General features: G+C 62.9%; 14 protein-coding genes. 8 read left to right on the forward strand and 6 right to left on the reverse strand.

Annotation, left to right across the window (positions count from 1 at the left end; translation table 11 throughout):
• Positions 1 to 19: 19 nt before the first annotated feature.
• Both ABD884_RS07485 and ABD884_RS07490 read left to right on the forward strand, forming a co-directional pair.
• Positions 20 to 946: an alpha-E domain-containing protein gene (locus ABD884_RS07485; protein WP_028267307.1), complete on the forward strand. Its 927-nt coding sequence runs from the start codon at positions 20 to 22 to the stop codon at positions 944 to 946.
• On the forward strand, positions 943 to 1,794 hold the full coding sequence (locus tag ABD884_RS07490; protein ID WP_345041852.1) for a transglutaminase family protein: 852 nt from the start codon (positions 943 to 945) through the stop codon (positions 1,792 to 1,794). Before ABD884_RS07485 ends, ABD884_RS07490 begins: the two co-directional genes overlap by 4 nt.
• A gap of 24 nt (positions 1,795 to 1,818) precedes the next feature.
• Here the strand turns inward: ABD884_RS07490 and ABD884_RS07495 are convergent, their stop codons facing one another.
• On the reverse strand, positions 1,819 to 3,270 hold the full coding sequence (locus ABD884_RS07495) for an SDR family oxidoreductase (protein ID WP_345041858.1): 1,452 nt from the start codon (positions 3,268 to 3,270) through the stop codon (positions 1,819 to 1,821).
• A gap of 108 nt (positions 3,271 to 3,378) precedes the next feature.
• The gene (gene glgC, locus ABD884_RS07500; RefSeq protein WP_345041867.1) at positions 3,379 to 4,761 is read right to left on the reverse strand and encodes a glucose-1-phosphate adenylyltransferase; all 1,383 of its coding nucleotides are present in this window, start codon (positions 4,759 to 4,761) and stop codon (positions 3,379 to 3,381) included.
• Between the two features lie 104 nt (positions 4,762 to 4,865).
• On the opposite strand from glgC, the gene glgA reads away from it, so the two are divergent.
• The gene (gene glgA / locus ABD884_RS07505) at positions 4,866 to 6,065 is read left to right on the forward strand and encodes a glycogen synthase (RefSeq protein WP_345041880.1); all 1,200 of its coding nucleotides are present in this window, start codon (positions 4,866 to 4,868) and stop codon (positions 6,063 to 6,065) included.
• A gap of 72 nt (positions 6,066 to 6,137) precedes the next feature.
• On the opposite strand, the gene ABD884_RS07510 is transcribed toward glgA, so the two are convergent.
• A complete protein-coding gene (locus tag ABD884_RS07510; protein WP_345041884.1) occupies positions 6,138 to 8,243 on the reverse strand; it encodes an acyl-CoA dehydrogenase family protein in 2,106 nt (701 codons plus the stop codon).
• 48 nt (positions 8,244 to 8,291) lie between these two features.
• Positions 8,292 to 9,002 (reverse strand): TetR family transcriptional regulator, encoded by a 711-nt coding sequence (locus ABD884_RS07515; protein ID WP_345054678.1) that lies wholly within the window; start codon positions 9,000 to 9,002, stop codon positions 8,292 to 8,294.
• 68 nt (positions 9,003 to 9,070) lie between these two features.
• On the opposite strand from ABD884_RS07515, the gene ABD884_RS07520 reads away from it, so the two are divergent.
• From ABD884_RS07520 to ABD884_RS07535, 4 genes are all read left to right on the forward strand, one after another.
• Positions 9,071 to 10,441, forward strand: coding sequence for an acetyl-CoA C-acetyltransferase (locus ABD884_RS07520; protein ID WP_345041893.1), 1,371 nt, complete (start codon positions 9,071 to 9,073; stop codon positions 10,439 to 10,441).
• A gap of 5 nt (positions 10,442 to 10,446) precedes the next feature.
• Complete coding sequence (locus ABD884_RS07525; protein ID WP_345041902.1) at positions 10,447 to 11,799, forward strand: 3-oxoacyl-ACP reductase; 1,353 nt, start codon at positions 10,447 to 10,449, stop codon at positions 11,797 to 11,799.
• Positions 11,796 to 12,707 (forward strand): MaoC family dehydratase, encoded by a 912-nt coding sequence (locus tag ABD884_RS07530; RefSeq protein ID WP_345041913.1) that lies wholly within the window; start codon positions 11,796 to 11,798, stop codon positions 12,705 to 12,707. The genes ABD884_RS07525 and ABD884_RS07530 overlap by 4 nt, the downstream gene beginning before the upstream one ends.
• Before the next feature lie 555 nt (positions 12,708 to 13,262).
• Positions 13,263 to 13,505 carry a hypothetical protein gene (locus ABD884_RS07535; protein ID WP_345041916.1) on the forward strand — a complete coding sequence of 81 codons (243 nt, stop codon included), beginning with the start codon at positions 13,263 to 13,265 and terminating at the stop codon, positions 13,503 to 13,505.
• A gap of 596 nt (positions 13,506 to 14,101) precedes the next feature.
• On the opposite strand, the gene ABD884_RS07540 is transcribed toward ABD884_RS07535, so the two are convergent.
• Entirely contained in the window at positions 14,102 to 14,974 is an 873-nt protein-coding gene (locus tag ABD884_RS07540) for a hypothetical protein (protein ID WP_345041919.1), read from the reverse strand.
• A complete protein-coding gene (locus ABD884_RS07545) occupies positions 14,971 to 15,390 on the reverse strand; it encodes a hypothetical protein (protein ID WP_345055327.1) in 420 nt (139 codons plus the stop codon). Before ABD884_RS07545 ends, ABD884_RS07540 begins: the two co-directional genes overlap by 4 nt.
• Here ABD884_RS07545 and ABD884_RS07550 point away from each other — a divergent pair.
• On the forward strand, positions 15,389 to 15,565 hold the full coding sequence (locus ABD884_RS07550; RefSeq protein ID WP_345041926.1) for a hypothetical protein: 177 nt from the start codon (positions 15,389 to 15,391) through the stop codon (positions 15,563 to 15,565). The two genes, ABD884_RS07545 and ABD884_RS07550, sit on opposite strands and share 2 nt — an antisense overlap.
• Positions 15,566 to 15,577: the final 12 nt, after the last annotated feature.

Raw genomic sequence — 15,577 nt, forward strand, 5'->3', positions numbered from 1 at the left:
CCGAAGGAGGCACAGCCCCATGCTGAGCCGTATTGCTGAATCCCTTTTCTGGATCGGCCGCTATGTTGAGCGGGCCGACGGGACGGCCAGGATCCTGGACGTCCATCTCGAACGCCTGAACCACCTTCCGCTCGAGGAGCAGCGGAGTGTGGCCAGGGAACTCCTCGCCGTCATGGGCGCCCGTCCCCAGAGCGAAGAATTCGGCCTGCCCGAGCTGCTCCATGCTCTCGCTTACGACAAGACGAGTGCAACGTCCATTGCCGGTTCGCTGAGCGCTGCGCGGGAGAATGCGCGTCGGGCACGCGAGACGGTGTCCTCTTCGCTGTGGGAAAGCCTCAACACCACGTACTACGGGCTGAACCAGCACCGTAAGGATGTGGTGGGAACGTACCGTTTCTGCAACTGGGTGCTGGAACGCACCGCCATGGTCAGGGGCCTCGCGGACACCACGGTGAGCCACGACGAAAGCTGGCTCTTCCTGGTCCTCGGCCGCTCGCTCGAACGCGCCGACATGACTGCGCGCATGCTGTCCACCCGGGATGTCCTGTCCGCCGGGATGTCCTGGGTGAACATGCTGCGCTGTGCTGGCGCTTACGAGTCCTTCCTGCGGACCCGCCGGGCGGCCTTCGGAGACCAACACGCCGCCGAATTCCTTTTGCTGGACCGCTTGTTCCCACGCTCCATCGTTTTTGCCTTGCGCGACGCCGATGAGTGCCTCGCCAAGCTGGATCCCTCCGCCCAGCGGGTGGGCTTCATTAATGACGCCCGTCGGATCGTCGGCCAGGCCCGCACTTTCCTTGAGTTCCACCGCACGGACGACCTCATGTCCGAGCTGCCCGAGCATATGGACCGGGTGCAGAAAGCGGTCACTCAGGCCTCCGACGCGATTTCACGTAAGTACTTCAATCAGGCGGATGAACTGGCCTGGGTGGGAGAAGTTTCATGACCCGGCTGAGCATCGTCCACAAGACGGCCTACAAATACAACCGCCGAGTGACCTTGTCGTACAACGAGGCACGCATGACGCCTTTGACTGATCCGCAGCAAGTGGTGCTTGAATCCTCCTTGAAGATTACGCCGTCGCAAGCTGCAGTGAGCACCTACCGCGACTATTGGGGCACCCGGGTGACCGGCTTCGACATGCAGATGCCGCACGAGCGCCTCGAAGTCGTGGCCACCACCACCGTCGAGGTCCACCGGGTGGAACGGGTGGCCTTGGACGAAGAGATCGTTAGCTGGGATGTGCTGGCTTCGGACGAGATCCGGGACCAGTTCAGTGACTGGCTGCCGCAATCGCAGCTCAGCGGGCCCGGCGAGGAAGTCCTTGGCATCATTCCCACAGTCGTCGTCGGCAAGAACCCGCATGAGACAGCCATGGCGATCTTCGAATGGATGCACGGCGAAATGAGTTACGTGAAGGGCACCACGGGCGTGACCACCAACGCCGAGGAGGCTTGGAACCAGCGTCAAGGAGTCTGCCAGGACCTGGCGCATCTGGCCATCGGCTCGCTTCGCAGCTGCGGCATTCCTGCACGGTACGTGTCCGGTTATATCCATCCGCGTCCGGCGGCGGAGATCGGCGAGACGGTCGCTGGCCAGTCCCATGCTTGGCTGGAATGGTGGGACGGAGAATGGCGTAGCTGGGACCCCACCAACCACAAGCCCGCGGGCGATCTCCACGTCACCGTGGCCCGCGGTCGGGACTACCGGGATGTTCCTCCCTTGAAGGGCATCCTGTCCGGAGGCGGCGGCTCGGGCCTTTCGGTGACGGTCGAGATCACCCGACTGACCTAACGGGCCCGGGGCCCTCCACCTGGATTACCAGGGGGAGGGCTTGTAGTCCTTCAGGAAGACACCGTACTGATCTTCACCGTTTTCGCCCATTACTATGGGGTCGTAGACGCGGGCCGCGCCATCCACCAAGTCGAGCGGTGCGTGGAAGCCTTCCTCCATGAGCCGGACTTTGGTGTAATGCGGGCGTTCGTCGGTGATCCAGCCGGTGTCGACGGCGGTCATCAGGATCCGGTCAGTGTCCAGCATCTCTTGCGCGCTGGTTCGCGTCATCATGTTCAACGCAGCCTTCGCCATGTTGGTATGCGGGTGCCCGGGGCCCTTGTAAGCGCGGGAGAACTGCCCTTCCATGGCCGAGACGTTCACGATGTACTTCCGATGCGCCGTGGAGCGCTTCATCGCCCCGCGGAGACGGCTGACCAAGAGGAAAGGTGCCGTGACATTGCAGAGTTGAACCTCAAGCAATTCCAAGGGATCGACCTCGTCTACTACTTGCGTCCAGCTGTTGATGGTCGCGAGGTCAGGAACCAAGCCACCGGCGTCGATCGCGGTCCCCATGGCGATTCGATCCAATGACGCCGACCCGGTGGACAACGCGAGTGAGGTAATCGCGTCCCCGGCGAGCACAGGATGTTCGGTGACGCTCTGGGTGATCGCGAGGGGATGTTTGTCGTGCGCGTGGCCGAACGTGACCAGCTCCGGGCCGCCATTGGATGCCTGCAGTGCCTCCGGAAGCGGTTCGTCCTCGGCATCGACGAGGGGCTTGTACGCATTCCCGGAGCGCCGGACCGTTTGCGCGGCGTTGTTGATGATGATGTCGACGGGGCCGGCTTCGTTGAGGGCGTCGGTAAGGGCCATGACCTGTGACGGGTCGCGGAGGTCGATGCCCACAATCCTGAGCCGGTGCAGCCAGTCCGCGCTGTCCTCCATGGCGGCAAAGCGGCGTGCGGCGTCCTTGGGGAAACGCGTTGTGATAGTGGTGTGTGCGCCGTCGCGGAGAAGTCGGAGGGCGATGTACATGCCGATCTTGGCTCGTCCGCCCGTGAGCAGGGCGCGTCGTCCGCTGAGGTCCGTGCGGGCATCACGCTTACTATGGCTGAACGCCGCGCATTCCGGACACAACTGATGGTAGAAGGCGTCTACCTGCGTGTAATGCTGCTTGCAGATGTAGCAGGGCCTGGAGCGGATGAGGTGGCCGGCGATCTCGCCTGTGGCCGACGTAGCTAGCTTGTTGCCGCGGGTCTCGTCGTCGATCCTGTCTGGCGCCGCGGTGGCGGTCAGCGAGAGGACAGCGCGGTCCGCTTCGGCGATCTCGTCCCGTTTGGTGACCCGGCGATGGCGCTTGACAGCCTTGAACATCTTTCCCGTGGCACGGCGGACGGCGACGTAGTCAGGGTGCTCCTCGTCGTAGGCGTGGATCGTGTTCAAGACCTTGAGGCAGGCCTGGATCTCTTCAGGCGTCAAATCGGCGGGGCTCATTGGCTCAATTTTACAGTGTCGGGCAGAACAAAGCCTCCTCGGCGACGGAGGCTGGACGCCTGCTGTCGCCGAGAAGGCCGGGGGCTGTTCTAACTCCCGGGTTCCTCGCTAGACCTCAACCGAGGAAGCCTGGATCTTGGTGACCTGCTCTGCGGAATCCCGGATGTCGGGGAATTTCTCCGTGGCAGCTTTGATTGCTTCCGGTACGGAGCGCCGGTATTCGGCCGCCAAGGCAAGCTCTGAAGCGTCCGGCTCCGGTACCACCTGGTCCTTGGCGAGTACCGTGATTCCGGATTCGGTGACCTTGAAGCCGCGTGCACGGTCGAGATCAGCGTCCAAACCGATGGTTGCCCCGGCTGGGATCTTCACGTTCTTGTCGATGATGGCGCGCTTTACCACGGCGCCGCCACCGACGCGTACCTTGTCCATCAGCACCGAGTCCTGGATCCTGCTGGCCGTTCCCACGTAGACGTCGTTGGAGAGGACGGACCCTTCAACGATTCCTCCGGAGATCACCGAGCCGCTGGCCACGATGGAATCCAAGGCCGTGCCGACCGTGTTGTTGTCGCCGCGGACGAATTTGGCGGGCGGTGAAATGCTCTGCCGTGTGTAGATGGGCCATTCCGAGTTGTACAGGTTGAAGACGGGGACGGGCGAAATCAAGTCCATGTGTGCGTCATAGAACGAATCGATGGTACCTACATCGCGCCAGTAGGTGCGGTCCCGTTCGGTGGATCCGGGAATGTCGTTGAGGGTGAAGTCGTAGACGCCGGCCTCTCCTTGGGACACGAAGTAGGGGATGATGTCTCCGCCCATGTCGTGTTTGGTATCCAGACGCTCCGCATCGATGCGAAGGGCTTCCACCAGGGCGTCGGCATCAAAAACGTAGTTGCCCATGGAGGCAAGGAACTGGGTGGGGTCGGCTGCAAGGCCTTCCGTTTCAGCGGGCTTTTCTACGAATGCCGAGATCTTCTGGGGATCGTTCTTGTCTACCTCGATCACACCGAACTGGTTGGCCATGTTGAGGGGCTGGCGGACTGCTGCGACCGTGGCCTTGGCCCCGCTGGCTACGTGCTGCTGGACCATCTGCTGGAAGTCCATGCGGTAGACGTGGTCGGCTCCGACTACCACCACGATGTCGGGATCGGCGTCGTGAATCAGGTTCAGGGACTGATAGATTGCGTTAGCGCTACCTAGGAACCAGCTCTTGCCAACGCGCTGCTGCGCGGGAACGGAAGCGACGTATCTGCCCAGCTGGGTGGACATTCGCCAGGTCTCGGAAATGTGGCGGTCAAGACTGTGCGACTTGTACTGGGTCAATACGACGATCTGCAGGTACCCGGAATTGACCAGATTAGAGAGAGCGAAATCGATCAGTCGATAGCCTCCCGCAAATGGCACCGCAGGTTTCGCCCTGTCTGCCGTCAATGGCATGAGGCGGTTTCCCTCGCCGCCAGCCAACACAATTGACAATACTTTCTTCAACGCCATGGTGTTTGCTCTCCCTGTACGTCTTTGTAGCCCCCGTAAAAAGCCCGGGTTGCCGGACCCTTTCACACTAGAACACATACTCGGGAAGGACTACGTTAGGTAGCGTGCGCGTAGACATTGTGACTAAAGAGTTTCCACCCGAAATCTATGGCGGGGCCGGTGTGCATGTTGCCGAGCTCAGCCGCGTCTTGGCGAAGCACGTGGATCTGCAGGTGCGCGCCTTTGGGGCGCCCCGTGATGCGGAATTCCATGGAGCAACGGTGACGTCGTATTCCACACCGGAAGATCTGAGCGAGGCCAATGCCGCCCTTCAAACGCTCGGGGTGGATTTGCGTATCGTGCCGGACATCGCCGGAGCGGACTTGGTCCACTCCCATACTTGGTATGCCAACATGGCGGGCCACCTGGCGTCGCTGCTGCATGGCATCCCCCATGTCCTCAGCGCCCATAGCCTGGAGCCACTGAGGCCGTGGAAAGCGGAGCAGTTGGGCGGTGGCTACGCTCTGTCTTCGTGGGTTGAAAAGACTGCGTACGAGGCAGCGGCAGCCATCATCGCCGTCTCGGAGGGCATGCGGCAGGACATCCTGCGCAGCTATCCGAACGTGGACCCGGCCAAGGTCCGTGTGGTCCACAACGGCATCGACGTCGACATGTGGCAGCCGGACAACGGCGAGGACGCAATTCGCGCCCTGGGTATGGACCCGGACAAGCCCAGCGTGGTGTTCGTGGGGCGCAATACGCGACAGAAGGGCGTGCCCTATCTTCTGAAAGCGGCCGCAAGCTTGCCGGAAGACGTTCAGCTTGTCCTCTGCCTCGGGGCAGCGGATACCCCGGAACTCGCCGCGGAGACAGCCCGGCTGATCGAGGAACTTCAGGGCAAGCGCGAGGGTGTGCTGCTAATCGAGCGCATGCTTCCCCGCCACGAGCTCATCCAGGTCCTCAGCCATGCGACCGCCTTCGCTTGCCCGTCGATCTACGAGCCCCTCGGCATCGTCAACCTCGAGGCCATGGCGTGTGGTGCAGCCGTGGTGGCGAGTGCCACGGGAGGTATCCCCGAAGTGGTCCAGCCCGGTGAAACAGGCTTGCTCGTGGAGCTGGAGCAGGTCACGGATGGTACTGGAACGCCGTTGGATCCCGAGAAGTTCGTCGCACACTTTGCTGCCGCACTCAACGAGGTTGTGTCCGATCCCGCGCGGGCCAAGGTCATGGGCGCTGCGGGCCGGGTTCGGGCGGAGCAGCACTTCTCCTGGGAATCGATCACGGAAACGACCCTTGAGGTCTACCGCTCGGTCCTCGCCCCCTAGCGTCTAACCCACGAGCCCAACTAGCTCGCATTTGTTGTCGTTCTGAGCCCCGAGAACGACAACAACTGCGAGTCACTTGGGGCGAAACGACGACGGCGAATACTTCTTCCCCTTCGAAGCGAGCAAGGTCTTCTCATCCGAGGGCGCCTTGCCGCTCGCCCGCTGTGCCTGGAAATAGCTGCGGGCTTCGTCCTGGCGCTCTTTCTCGGCTCCGAACGCAATGGCCGCCCGCAGGTGTTCAGGGCCGTAGCCGAAGGAATCGACCAGGTCGAGTGCGTGAGGACGGATCTTGAGGAGCAGCCTGTTGATGTAGGCACCCACGGTGCGCCCGCGTTGCATGGAGAGGCGACCGTTCATGAGGTACCAGGACAGGTGCTTTTCGATGAGCGAGAGGCCAAAGAGATCGCGAAGCCATGTCAGGACCTGACGGGTGCCCGGATCCGTGACCTTGCCGAGGGCTTCGGTGAACGCTTCCCATTGCAGGAGTTCGGCGTGTGCCTGGGCGGCATCTATCAGCTCGTCCTGATGTTGGTTGAACAATGCCGCGGCCTGGTGCTGGGGAAGCTTGTTCGCGCCCTTGAGTGCCGAACCGATCTCCGCGACCATGGATTGGACCCGATCGGTCAGCAGCGTGCGTTGGCCTTCTTCATCGCGTAGGGCCAGCGCTGCCTTCTGGACGGATCCTGTGTCTGCCACGAACTGCGCCACTTGCCTTAGCCCGGTGCGGTGGAAGGCCACATCAGTCGCTTGGGCAACCACGAAGCGGGCCAACACGCCAAAGTCCACGTTGCGGAACTCCTTGGCATAATCTGCCAGCAGCCGTTTTGCGACGAGCTGGAGAAGCACTGTGTTGTCGCCCTCGAAGGTGGCGTATACATCCAGGTCCGCGCGCAGCGAGGCAAAGCGGTTTTCACTGAGGAACCCTGCGCCGCCACATGCCTCGCGGCACTCCTGGAGCGTGTCGAGGGCATGCCAGGTGCTCATGGGCTTGAGGGCCGCTGCAAGGGTCTCGAGGTCTTGGCGGTCGGCATCGGTGTCGTGCCGGCCGGAGAAGACGTCGTCGAACTTCTCGAGCAGCTGCTCGTGTGCGAAGCTCGTTGCAAAGGTGGTGGCCAGCCGGGTGAACAGCCGACGTTGATGCCGCTGGTAGTCCAGCAGGACTTCTTCGTCGGCGGGGGAGGCCGCGTTGAACTGCCGCCGTTCGGTGGCGTAACGGATGGCTGTGGTCAGGGCTACCTTGCTGGCGGCCACTGCAGCGCCGTCGAGGGAGACACGCCCCTGCACCAAGGTGCCGAGCATCGTAAAGAAGCGCCGTCCCGGGCTGGCAATCGGGGAGGTGTACTCGCCTTCGGGGGAGACATTGCCGTAGCGGTTGAGCAGGTGTGTGCGTGGTACCCGGACATCGCTGAAGTGCAGGCGGCCATTGTCGATGCCGTTGAGGCCACCTTTGAGGCCGTCGTCCTCGCCGCCGATGCCGGGCATGAACTCTTTCGTGTCCGGGTCTCTCAGCTGGACATAGAACGCGTGCACGCCGTGGTTGACGTTGCGGGTCACCAATTGGGCGAACACGACGGCGGCGAGGCCATCCACAGCTGCGTTGCCGATGTAGTCCTTCCATGCGGCACGGAACGGCGTGTTGATGACGAACTCCTGGGTGGCCTCGTCATAGCTTGCCGTGGTGGCGATGCTGGCGACATCGGAACCATGGCCGGTTTCGGTCATGGCAAAGCAACCGGGGATCTCGAGGTTCATGATTCCGGGCAGCCACCGGTCCTGGTGTTCTTCCGTGCCGAGGTGCATGACGGCCGAACCGAAGAGCCCCCACTGGACGCCGGCTTTGATTTGGAGTGAAGGATCGGCGGTGACGAGTTCCTCGAAGCCTGCGATGTTGCCGCCGTGGTCATCCGAGCCCCCTAGGCTTGCGGGGAAAGCCCGGTGCACAGCGTTGTTTTCGACGAGGTACTTGAGCTGCCCGAACACACGCTTGCGATGTTCGCTATGCGTCAGGCCTTCGATCTTGTGTACCTCGGGGCGGCCGGCGAGGTCGCGCGCGGTGCGCCTGATGTGGGCCCACTTGCCCAGCAGCAATTCGCCAAGTGCCGTTACGTCAACAACGGGCGCGGCGGCCGTTGCGGCAGCTTCCCGGCTGGAGGAGGCGCGGTCCACTACTTCAGTCATGGTGATTCCTTCTTTGGTTCCGAACAACTGATGTGTCATTGCTGATATTCAGCGGGAGTTGGTCTTGAGTTCCGGGGCGATTCCCACACACAGCCAGTCCGTGATCCGGGCCGCCATGGTTTGCTGTTCGGGTCTCGCGGGGGAGGGAGGGCTGGAGAGCCATTTTTCGCCGGCATTGCGGACGAGCCCGATAGCGGCAGCGGGCCAGTAATCGATCAGGGCTTCTTTTTCAGCCCCGAGGTGTTCCCGCATGGGTTGGGCGATCATGGCGCTGATTGATTCGAAGAAGTGGCCCAAAGCGCCGGATGCGGCGATGGCGTCCTGCGCCGAAGGTTCTCCCGGGGAGAGCCGGGTGATGAACGCGTAGACGTTGGGGCTGGATTCGGCCATTTGGAGGTAAGCCGAGACCATGGCGAACAATCCCTCACGCGGAGTCTGCGCGCTTTCGGCTGCTTCCTTCATCCGCCGTTGCATTTGTCCGAGCACTACTTCACCCATGGCCTGTTGCAGGCCTGCTTTGTCCCCGAAATACCGGTAGTACACAGACTTGGAGGTGCTAGCGGCGGCGGCGATGTCTTCCATCGAGGCGTCGCTGCCCAATGTGTGGACAGCCTTGCGGGCGGCTTTGATGAGCTCGCGGCGGCGTTCTTCGCGGTGGCTCTGCCAGCGGGCGGCACGGCCGTCGACGGCGGGAGCCTCGCCGCCTGCGGGGGGCGGCGTCCCGGCGTCGTGGTCGGCGGAAAGCGATAGGCTCGGGATGTTCACGATACCCAGCGTATCAGGTACGCTGGGTATCAGTAACCAGATGTGATCAAAAGGAGAAACGCATGCCTGAAGCAGCACATTCCGCGAACGCACCACAGGAAACCCCCGACGGACAGGGTGCATTCCGCAAAGCCGTGGTGATTGGCGGCAACCGGATCCCCTTCGCCCGCACCGGCGGCGCCTACACCAAGTCGTCCAACCAGGACATGCTGACGGCGGCGCTGGACGGGCTGATCGCACGTTTCGGGCTCCAGGAGGAGCGGATCGGTGAAGTGGCAGCCGGTGCTGTCTTGAAACACTCCCGCGACTTCAACCTGACCCGCGAAGCCGTGCTTGGATCGGCCCTTTCCGCGGAGACTCCCGCCTACGATCTCCAGCAGGCATGTGCCACCGGGCTCGAGACCGTCCTAGGCCTCGCCAATAAGATCAAGCTCGGCCAGATCGACTCGGCTATCGCTGGGGGTGTCGACTCTGCATCGGATGCCCCCATTGCCGTGAGCGAGGGCCTCCGAGAAATCCTGCTTGACCTCAATCGCGCCAAATCGCTGCCTGAGCGGCTCAAAGTCCTTTCGCGACTGCGTCCCAAGGACCTCGCTCCGGATGCCCCGAACACCGGCGAACCACGGACCGGCCTGTCCATGGGTGAACACCAGGCGCTCACCACGGCCCACTGGAAAATCAGCCGAGAGGCCCAGGATGAGCTTGCCTTCAGCAGCCACCACAACCTCGCCGCAGCCTACGAACGTGGCTTCTTTGATGACTTGGTGACTCCGTACCGCGGGCTGAGCCGCGATTCGAACCTCCGGCCCGATACGTCCATGGAGAAGCTGGCCACCCTCAAACCCGTCTTCGGCAAGAGTCTGGGGGCGGACGCCACCATGACGGCCGGTAACTCCACTCCGCTCACGGATGGCGCCTCCACGGTGCTCCTCGGCACGGCGGAATGGGCCGGCGCCCGGGGCCTGCCCAAACTGGCCGTCGTCGTCGACGGCGAAGCGGCCGCTGTCGATTTCGTCCACGGCAAGGACGGACTCCTCATGGCCCCTGTCTTCGCCGTGCCACGCCTCCTCGCCCGCAACAGGCTGTCCTTCGAGGACATCGACTTCTTCGAAATCCACGAAGCCTTTGCCGGCACGGTTCTGAGCACGCTCGCCGCGTGGGAAGACGAGGAATTCGGCCGTACCCGTCTGGGATTGGAGGGCGCTCTCGGCAAGATCGACCGAGCCAAGCTCAACGTCAACGGTTCATCCCTCGCCGCCGGCCATCCCTTTGCTGCCACCGGTGGACGGATCGTCGCGTCCCTGGCGAAAATTCTCCACGAGAACGGCCCGGTGGACGGCCGCCCCGCCCGCGGACTCATTTCCATTTGCGCAGCCGGGGGACAAGGCGTTGTGGCGATCCTCGAGGCCTACTCCGCTCCGGAAGGGCGGTAGCCGGCATGACGGACAAGTACACCCAGTTCGTTAGTCACGGGCTCGGCAAGGACCTGGCCAAGAGACTCGGGCTGCCCCGACCCGCTGTGCTCCGCCGGTACAAAGCGGGAGACCCCCTGGTTCCCGGGCCGATCCTCTTGCTGGGGAGCGGAAACGGCGACACCGCCGGCACAGAGGAATTGGCTGCGGCACTCGTGGGCTGGGGCCTCGACGTTCGGCGTGCGGCCCTGCCTAAGGAAAAGCTCGGAGCGATCATTCTGGTACTTGACGCCGTCGAGCACCCCGATGAGCTTGCAGGACCCGTTCTGACTGCGGCTCCCTCACTCCGCGACCTTGCCCCGGGCGCAAGGGTCGTCACGATTTCCCGTACCTCCGCGTCGGCGGGCAGCCCGGCCGTTGCCGCGGCCCGTCAGGGCGTCGACGGACTGCTGCGTTCGGTGGCAAGGGAACTGAGGACGGGTGCCACGGCGAACGGCATCCTCCTTGCGGACGGCGTGCAGACCACCAGCCCCAGCACACTCGGCGCGTTGCGCTTCTTCCTGTCCGGGCGGTCAGCCTTTGTCGATGGACAGTTTTTGACCGTCACGAACAATGCGGGTCAGCTTCCCGCCGACGCCGACAAACCTTTGGCAGGGAAAGTTGCTGTAGTCACCGGGGCTGCCCGTGGCATCGGGGCGGCGATAGCCAGGACTTTGCATAGGGACGGCGCCACGCTTGTGGTGGTGGACATTCCCGCCGCGGGAGACCAACTGGCTTCCGTCGCCAACGAGGTCCATGGCACCGCCCTGCAGCTGGACATCACGGCCGAGAACGCCGGGAAGCGCATCATCGACCACGCCATGGAACGCCATGGGGGCCTCGATATTGTCATCCACAATGCCGGCATCACCCGGGACAAGCTGCTGGCCAACATGGACGAGGGCCGGTGGAACGCCGTCATAGGCGTAAACATCGCCTCGCAGTTGCGAATCAACGAAACACTTCTGGGCGCGGATCTGTTTGGCAAGTCCCCGCGGATCGTTTCGGTGGCTTCCACGAGCGGCATTGCCGGAAATCGGGGGCAGAGCAATTACGCCGCTTCCAAAGGCGGAGTCATCGGCATGGTCAGGGCAACGGCGCCTTTGCTGGCAGAACGCGGGGGATCGATCAACGCGGTCGCGCCCGGTTTCATCGAAACCGACATGACCTCACGGATGCCCTTCGCTACCCGTGAGGTGGCGCGCAGGCTGAATTCGCTCCAACAAGGCGGCCGGCCTGGGGATGTCGCGGAAGCCATTGCGTTCCTGGCATCGGATGCTGCCGCGGGAATCTCGGGTGAAGTCCTCAGGGTCTGCGGACAGAGCCTGGTGGGTGCATGAGTCCGGAACCACCGCTCATCCTGGGCGAGCTGCCGTCCCTGCCGAAACTGTACGTGAATGCGGCGGCCATGGCGGCACGGAGAAGGGTGCTCGGGTCCCATGCTGCCAATATGCTGCCCCAAGGGAGCCACGAGGTCCGCGGGATCCGGGCGGACGTCGAAAACCTCACTGCCTACCAACACTTGATCGGTGAGACAGCGAGTGACGTGCTGCCGGCGGGCTTCATCCACGCGCTCGCCTTCCCGGTCGCCATGAGCGTGCTGAACCGGGATGACTTCCCGCTTCCGCTGCTCGGGATGATCCACTTGAAGAATCGCGTAGAGCAGTTTCGGCCGGTGCAGTTCAGCGAGGCGCTCGACATCCAGTGCTGGGCTGAGGACATGCGCGGCCACAGGGCGGGCACCCAGCTGGACGTTGTCGCCGAAGTCCGGTCAAGCGGCGACGGGAAACTGCTCTGGCGAGGCGTCTCCAACTACTTGGCTAAAGGAGTGTTCTTGCCGGGGGTCGATAAGGCGGCTACGGCCGGCGTGCCAACGGAGTTCACGGCACCGCTGCCCACGGCCGTCTGGCAGCTCGGCGTCGATACGGGGCGCCTTTATGCCGCCGTCTCCGGAGACTTCAATCCGATCCACCTGAGCGTTCTCTCTGCCAAGGCGCTGGGCTTGCCGCGGTCGATTGCGCACGGCATGTACCTTGCTTCCCGGGCTTTGGCTGACGTCGGCTCGGTGAAGTCCGAGGCGTTCGGCTGGGACGTGACCTTCGAAGCGCCGGTGTTCCTCCCGGCGCGGGTGGCCCTGGAAATCAGCACGGCGCAGTCCTCGTCGGGTGCCTGGCAGCGTTCTGACTATGTCGCCTGGAATCCGAGGAGCGGCAGGAGGCACTTCAGCGGATCCGTGGCGACGTTGTAGGGCGCCGGGACTGCGGTTCCAGCTCACAGGAACAGCTACGACGACGGCGGCGGCCACCCCGTGTGGGTGGCCGCCGCCGTCGTCCCCCACGAAGCCCGGCTCGCCTTCGTGGGGAAATTGCCGGTAATGCAATTTAATAAATGTGATGAACGCGGCAGAATTGTTGAAACGCAAATTCATATTAAACAAAGAAGGCCCGAAATCTTCTGATTTCGGGCCTTGCAATTGTGCGCGGAGGGGGACTTGAACCCCCTTCGCGGCGTGTCGACAGGTACAACAATGCCTAGATTCCGGGCTTTTTGATACTCCTTGTTCCAATGAACAACGTGCCGGCCCCCGTGTTCCAACCACGCCAACCACGCCATCCACACAGGATTGCATGGATGAGGGAGTGCTCCAGATCTCACATGTCCGGCCGTGTAGCTACTCCTTGTAACGCGTACTTACACCCGTCGGCAAAGTTGATGCATAGGGGTATCGGTAAGAGCGATTTATTCCTAGAATCACACGATGAGGGGCATCCCGATGACGGCCACGGAACACAGAAATGAACTGATGTCACCAGAACAGCTCGCGGAGCGACTTGGTGTTTCCTTGCGTATGGTGCGTGAGATGTACTACACGAACACGTGGCCGCATCTGCGGCTGAATAAGCGCACCGTGCGCTTCACGGAACACCATTACGAGCAGATCCTCGAACTCAGCGAGAAAAGGCCAGCTACTCTCGTGCGCAAGACCACTTCAGCGCAGAAGGCATCCGAACTGGCCGAACTGTTGAGTCAAAAGAGGCTTGCATAAACCGCATCCAATGGCGCCTCGAAGCCCTCAGGAGCCAGGTGCCTCTGCAAAAAGGTCGAAAACACACGTGAGGCAGAAGGCTCTAATCGGGGCCGATGCGTGTCTGCCATTGCCAACCTGGCGTGGTCCAGGTCTCGTTAGCGATGGTGATCCTTTCCAGTTGCCCTCGCCTAGCGGTTCGTCGTGTAGCGTGCTCGTTATTTGGATTGAGTCGGCAGCGGGTGAGGAATCCAAGTAAGGGTGAAAGCTCGGGCCAAGTGCTGACGGAACCGTTTCGTGGCCCTGCAGTGAACCCTGTGCTTTTCGCATCTGGTCATCGGACTGCAGCGGTCAATCGAAATTGGGTTTTTCGATTGGTATCGACGTCAGCCACCGAATTGGCTGCGACGATTACCGCGGCCGCAACGATCCTTGCAGTGGTGCGGTCCGGCATTAGGTGAGCCGCCCCTTCTGCAGATACGCACAGGCGGTTCTGCAGCACTCGCGGTGAAAGCTTGCTGTAGGAGCCTGAGAGGCGCCTGTGGCCAGGACCGACAAAAGAAGGCCCTAGGAAATTCCCAGGGCCTCCTGTGGGCACACAGCGCCTCTGCGATGATCTACCAGACACCCTCGTCGAACGTCTCGCCGATGATCGTGTTGATGTTCGTTTCGCCTTCGGCCAGGAGCCGGGTGAAACGCTTCTCGGGGTAGCTGTCCTCGCTGTGGGGAAGACCGCCGGCGAAGCGGACAGCAGCTAAGGAGTAGGCGAGCAGGGCACCCTGCTTCGTCCACTCGGCCGTACCCCAGTCACGCTGGGGAATGGATCCGTTGTGCTTCTGCATTTCGGCGGCCCGGACCGTGAAGTAACCGGTCAAGCGGCGGGCCCGCAGCGCAGTCAATGGAGCAGCGGTCAGCTGCTTGATCGCAGCGGGGGAGAGCGCCTCATGGTCGGCGCCGATTGGCAGGCCGAGCTTAAGCAGCTCGTTGCGGACATTCCCGATCATTTCCGGGTCGGAGTCCGCGTCCCGCAGAGAGGCTGCGACCTCGGCCTCACCGAAGGCAATGCCGTGATAGTAGGTGTCGCCGGTACGTCCTGCCGATTCGAGCGCGTTGCGCATCCGGACGAAGCTGCCTCGCAGAGTCCGGTCTGCCTGGGTCTGGTCGATCATGTCCGTCTCCGGGTCGGGGTCGTAGTCCACAGCCGGCATGACGGTGTCCAGATGTGCCTCCCAGGGTACGAGCCTGCTGGCTTTCATGTACAGGGAGCCGCCGCCGTCCAGGGTGACCGTGACGTTGCCGTTCTTGTCTTTGCCGGGCTCCGCGATGGTGCCGAACTCGTTGCCGGCCATGACGCGGGTACCCGGGGTGAAGGCGAAGGTCTCTTCCGCCTGCTTCAGCATCTGTAGCTGGATGGAAGGGGCGGCGTGGGTGGTCGCGGCGAACTGACCGCCGACCGGAACTCCTTTGGGCTGGCGCGCTGTGGCGGTCATTCGCGGCCGTCCTTGAGAGCGTAGACGGCTTCCTCAATGTCTTCGTCCTGCAGATCCATGAGGAGACGGCCCAGGCGGTGCCCTGTCACTTCAGGGTCCGCGGAGCCGGGTTCCTGGTGCTCGGACACCACGTAGCGGTCGACCGCGAGGCGGACGAGGCGGTCATCGTTGCGGAGAGCGCGGACCTGGGCACCTGCGTCGCCGAATTCGCCACGGACTAGGGCGTCGTAGATCGCAGACCGGGCGACCCGTGCTTCGACCAAGGGGTTCAGCCGGTCGCTGAGGAGTTCTGCATGGGAGTGTGCTTGGAACGAGGGCTGTGTCGTCAGGACGGCTGCCGGTTCGGCATGGGCGGTGGCGGCGAACTGACCGCCTACAGGAATGCCTTTGGGCTGGCGGGCCGTAATTGTCGTCATGCCTGGTACGTGTGCGGCTGGGCATATTTCCGCCAACCGTGCCACGATCACCACTTCTCTGGACCTGTTCAGGGAGGGCGAAGCGGAGCTTGTCGTTGCTGCGGAACTGTTCTCCTCAGGTGGTGCCGCGGGGCACCCGGGCCTGTGGAGGTTCTGCGTGAGGCGCCCCGCATAGGCGTCAGGGCCG

The organism is Arthrobacter methylotrophus (assembly GCF_039539965.1).
GTDB classification, from domain to species: Bacteria; Actinomycetota; Actinomycetes; order Actinomycetales; family Micrococcaceae; genus Arthrobacter; species Arthrobacter methylotrophus.

Excerpts from the sequence above, each read along its gene's own strand:
- ABD884_RS07485 (WP_028267307.1), top strand. The coding sequence starts at position 20 with ATGCTGAGCCGTATTGCTGAATCCCTTTTCTGGATCGGCCGCTATGTT.
- ABD884_RS07490 (WP_345041852.1), top strand. The coding sequence starts at position 943 with ATGACCCGGCTGAGCATCGTCCACAAGACGGCCTACAAATACAACCGC.
- ABD884_RS07495 (WP_345041858.1), bottom strand. The coding sequence starts at position 3,270 with ATGAGCCCCGCCGATTTGACGCCTGAAGAGATCCAGGCCTGCCTCAAG.
- glgC (WP_345041867.1), bottom strand. The coding sequence starts at position 4,761 with ATGGCGTTGAAGAAAGTATTGTCAATTGTGTTGGCTGGCGGCGAGGGA.
- ABD884_RS07510 (WP_345041884.1), bottom strand. The coding sequence starts at position 8,243 with ATGACTGAAGTAGTGGACCGCGCCTCCTCCAGCCGGGAAGCTGCCGCA.
- ABD884_RS07520 (WP_345041893.1), top strand. The coding sequence starts at position 9,071 with ATGCCTGAAGCAGCACATTCCGCGAACGCACCACAGGAAACCCCCGAC.
- ABD884_RS07525 (WP_345041902.1), top strand. The coding sequence starts at position 10,447 with ATGACGGACAAGTACACCCAGTTCGTTAGTCACGGGCTCGGCAAGGAC.
- ABD884_RS07530 (WP_345041913.1), top strand. The coding sequence starts at position 11,796 with ATGAGTCCGGAACCACCGCTCATCCTGGGCGAGCTGCCGTCCCTGCCG.
- ABD884_RS07535 (WP_345041916.1), top strand. The coding sequence starts at position 13,263 with ATGTCACCAGAACAGCTCGCGGAGCGACTTGGTGTTTCCTTGCGTATG.
- ABD884_RS07540 (WP_345041919.1), bottom strand. The coding sequence starts at position 14,974 with ATGACCGCCACAGCGCGCCAGCCCAAAGGAGTTCCGGTCGGCGGTCAG.
- ABD884_RS07550 (WP_345041926.1), top strand. The coding sequence starts at position 15,389 with ATGCCTGGTACGTGTGCGGCTGGGCATATTTCCGCCAACCGTGCCACG.
- ABD884_RS07545 (WP_345055327.1), bottom strand. The coding sequence starts at position 15,390 with ATGACGACAATTACGGCCCGCCAGCCCAAAGGCATTCCTGTAGGCGGT.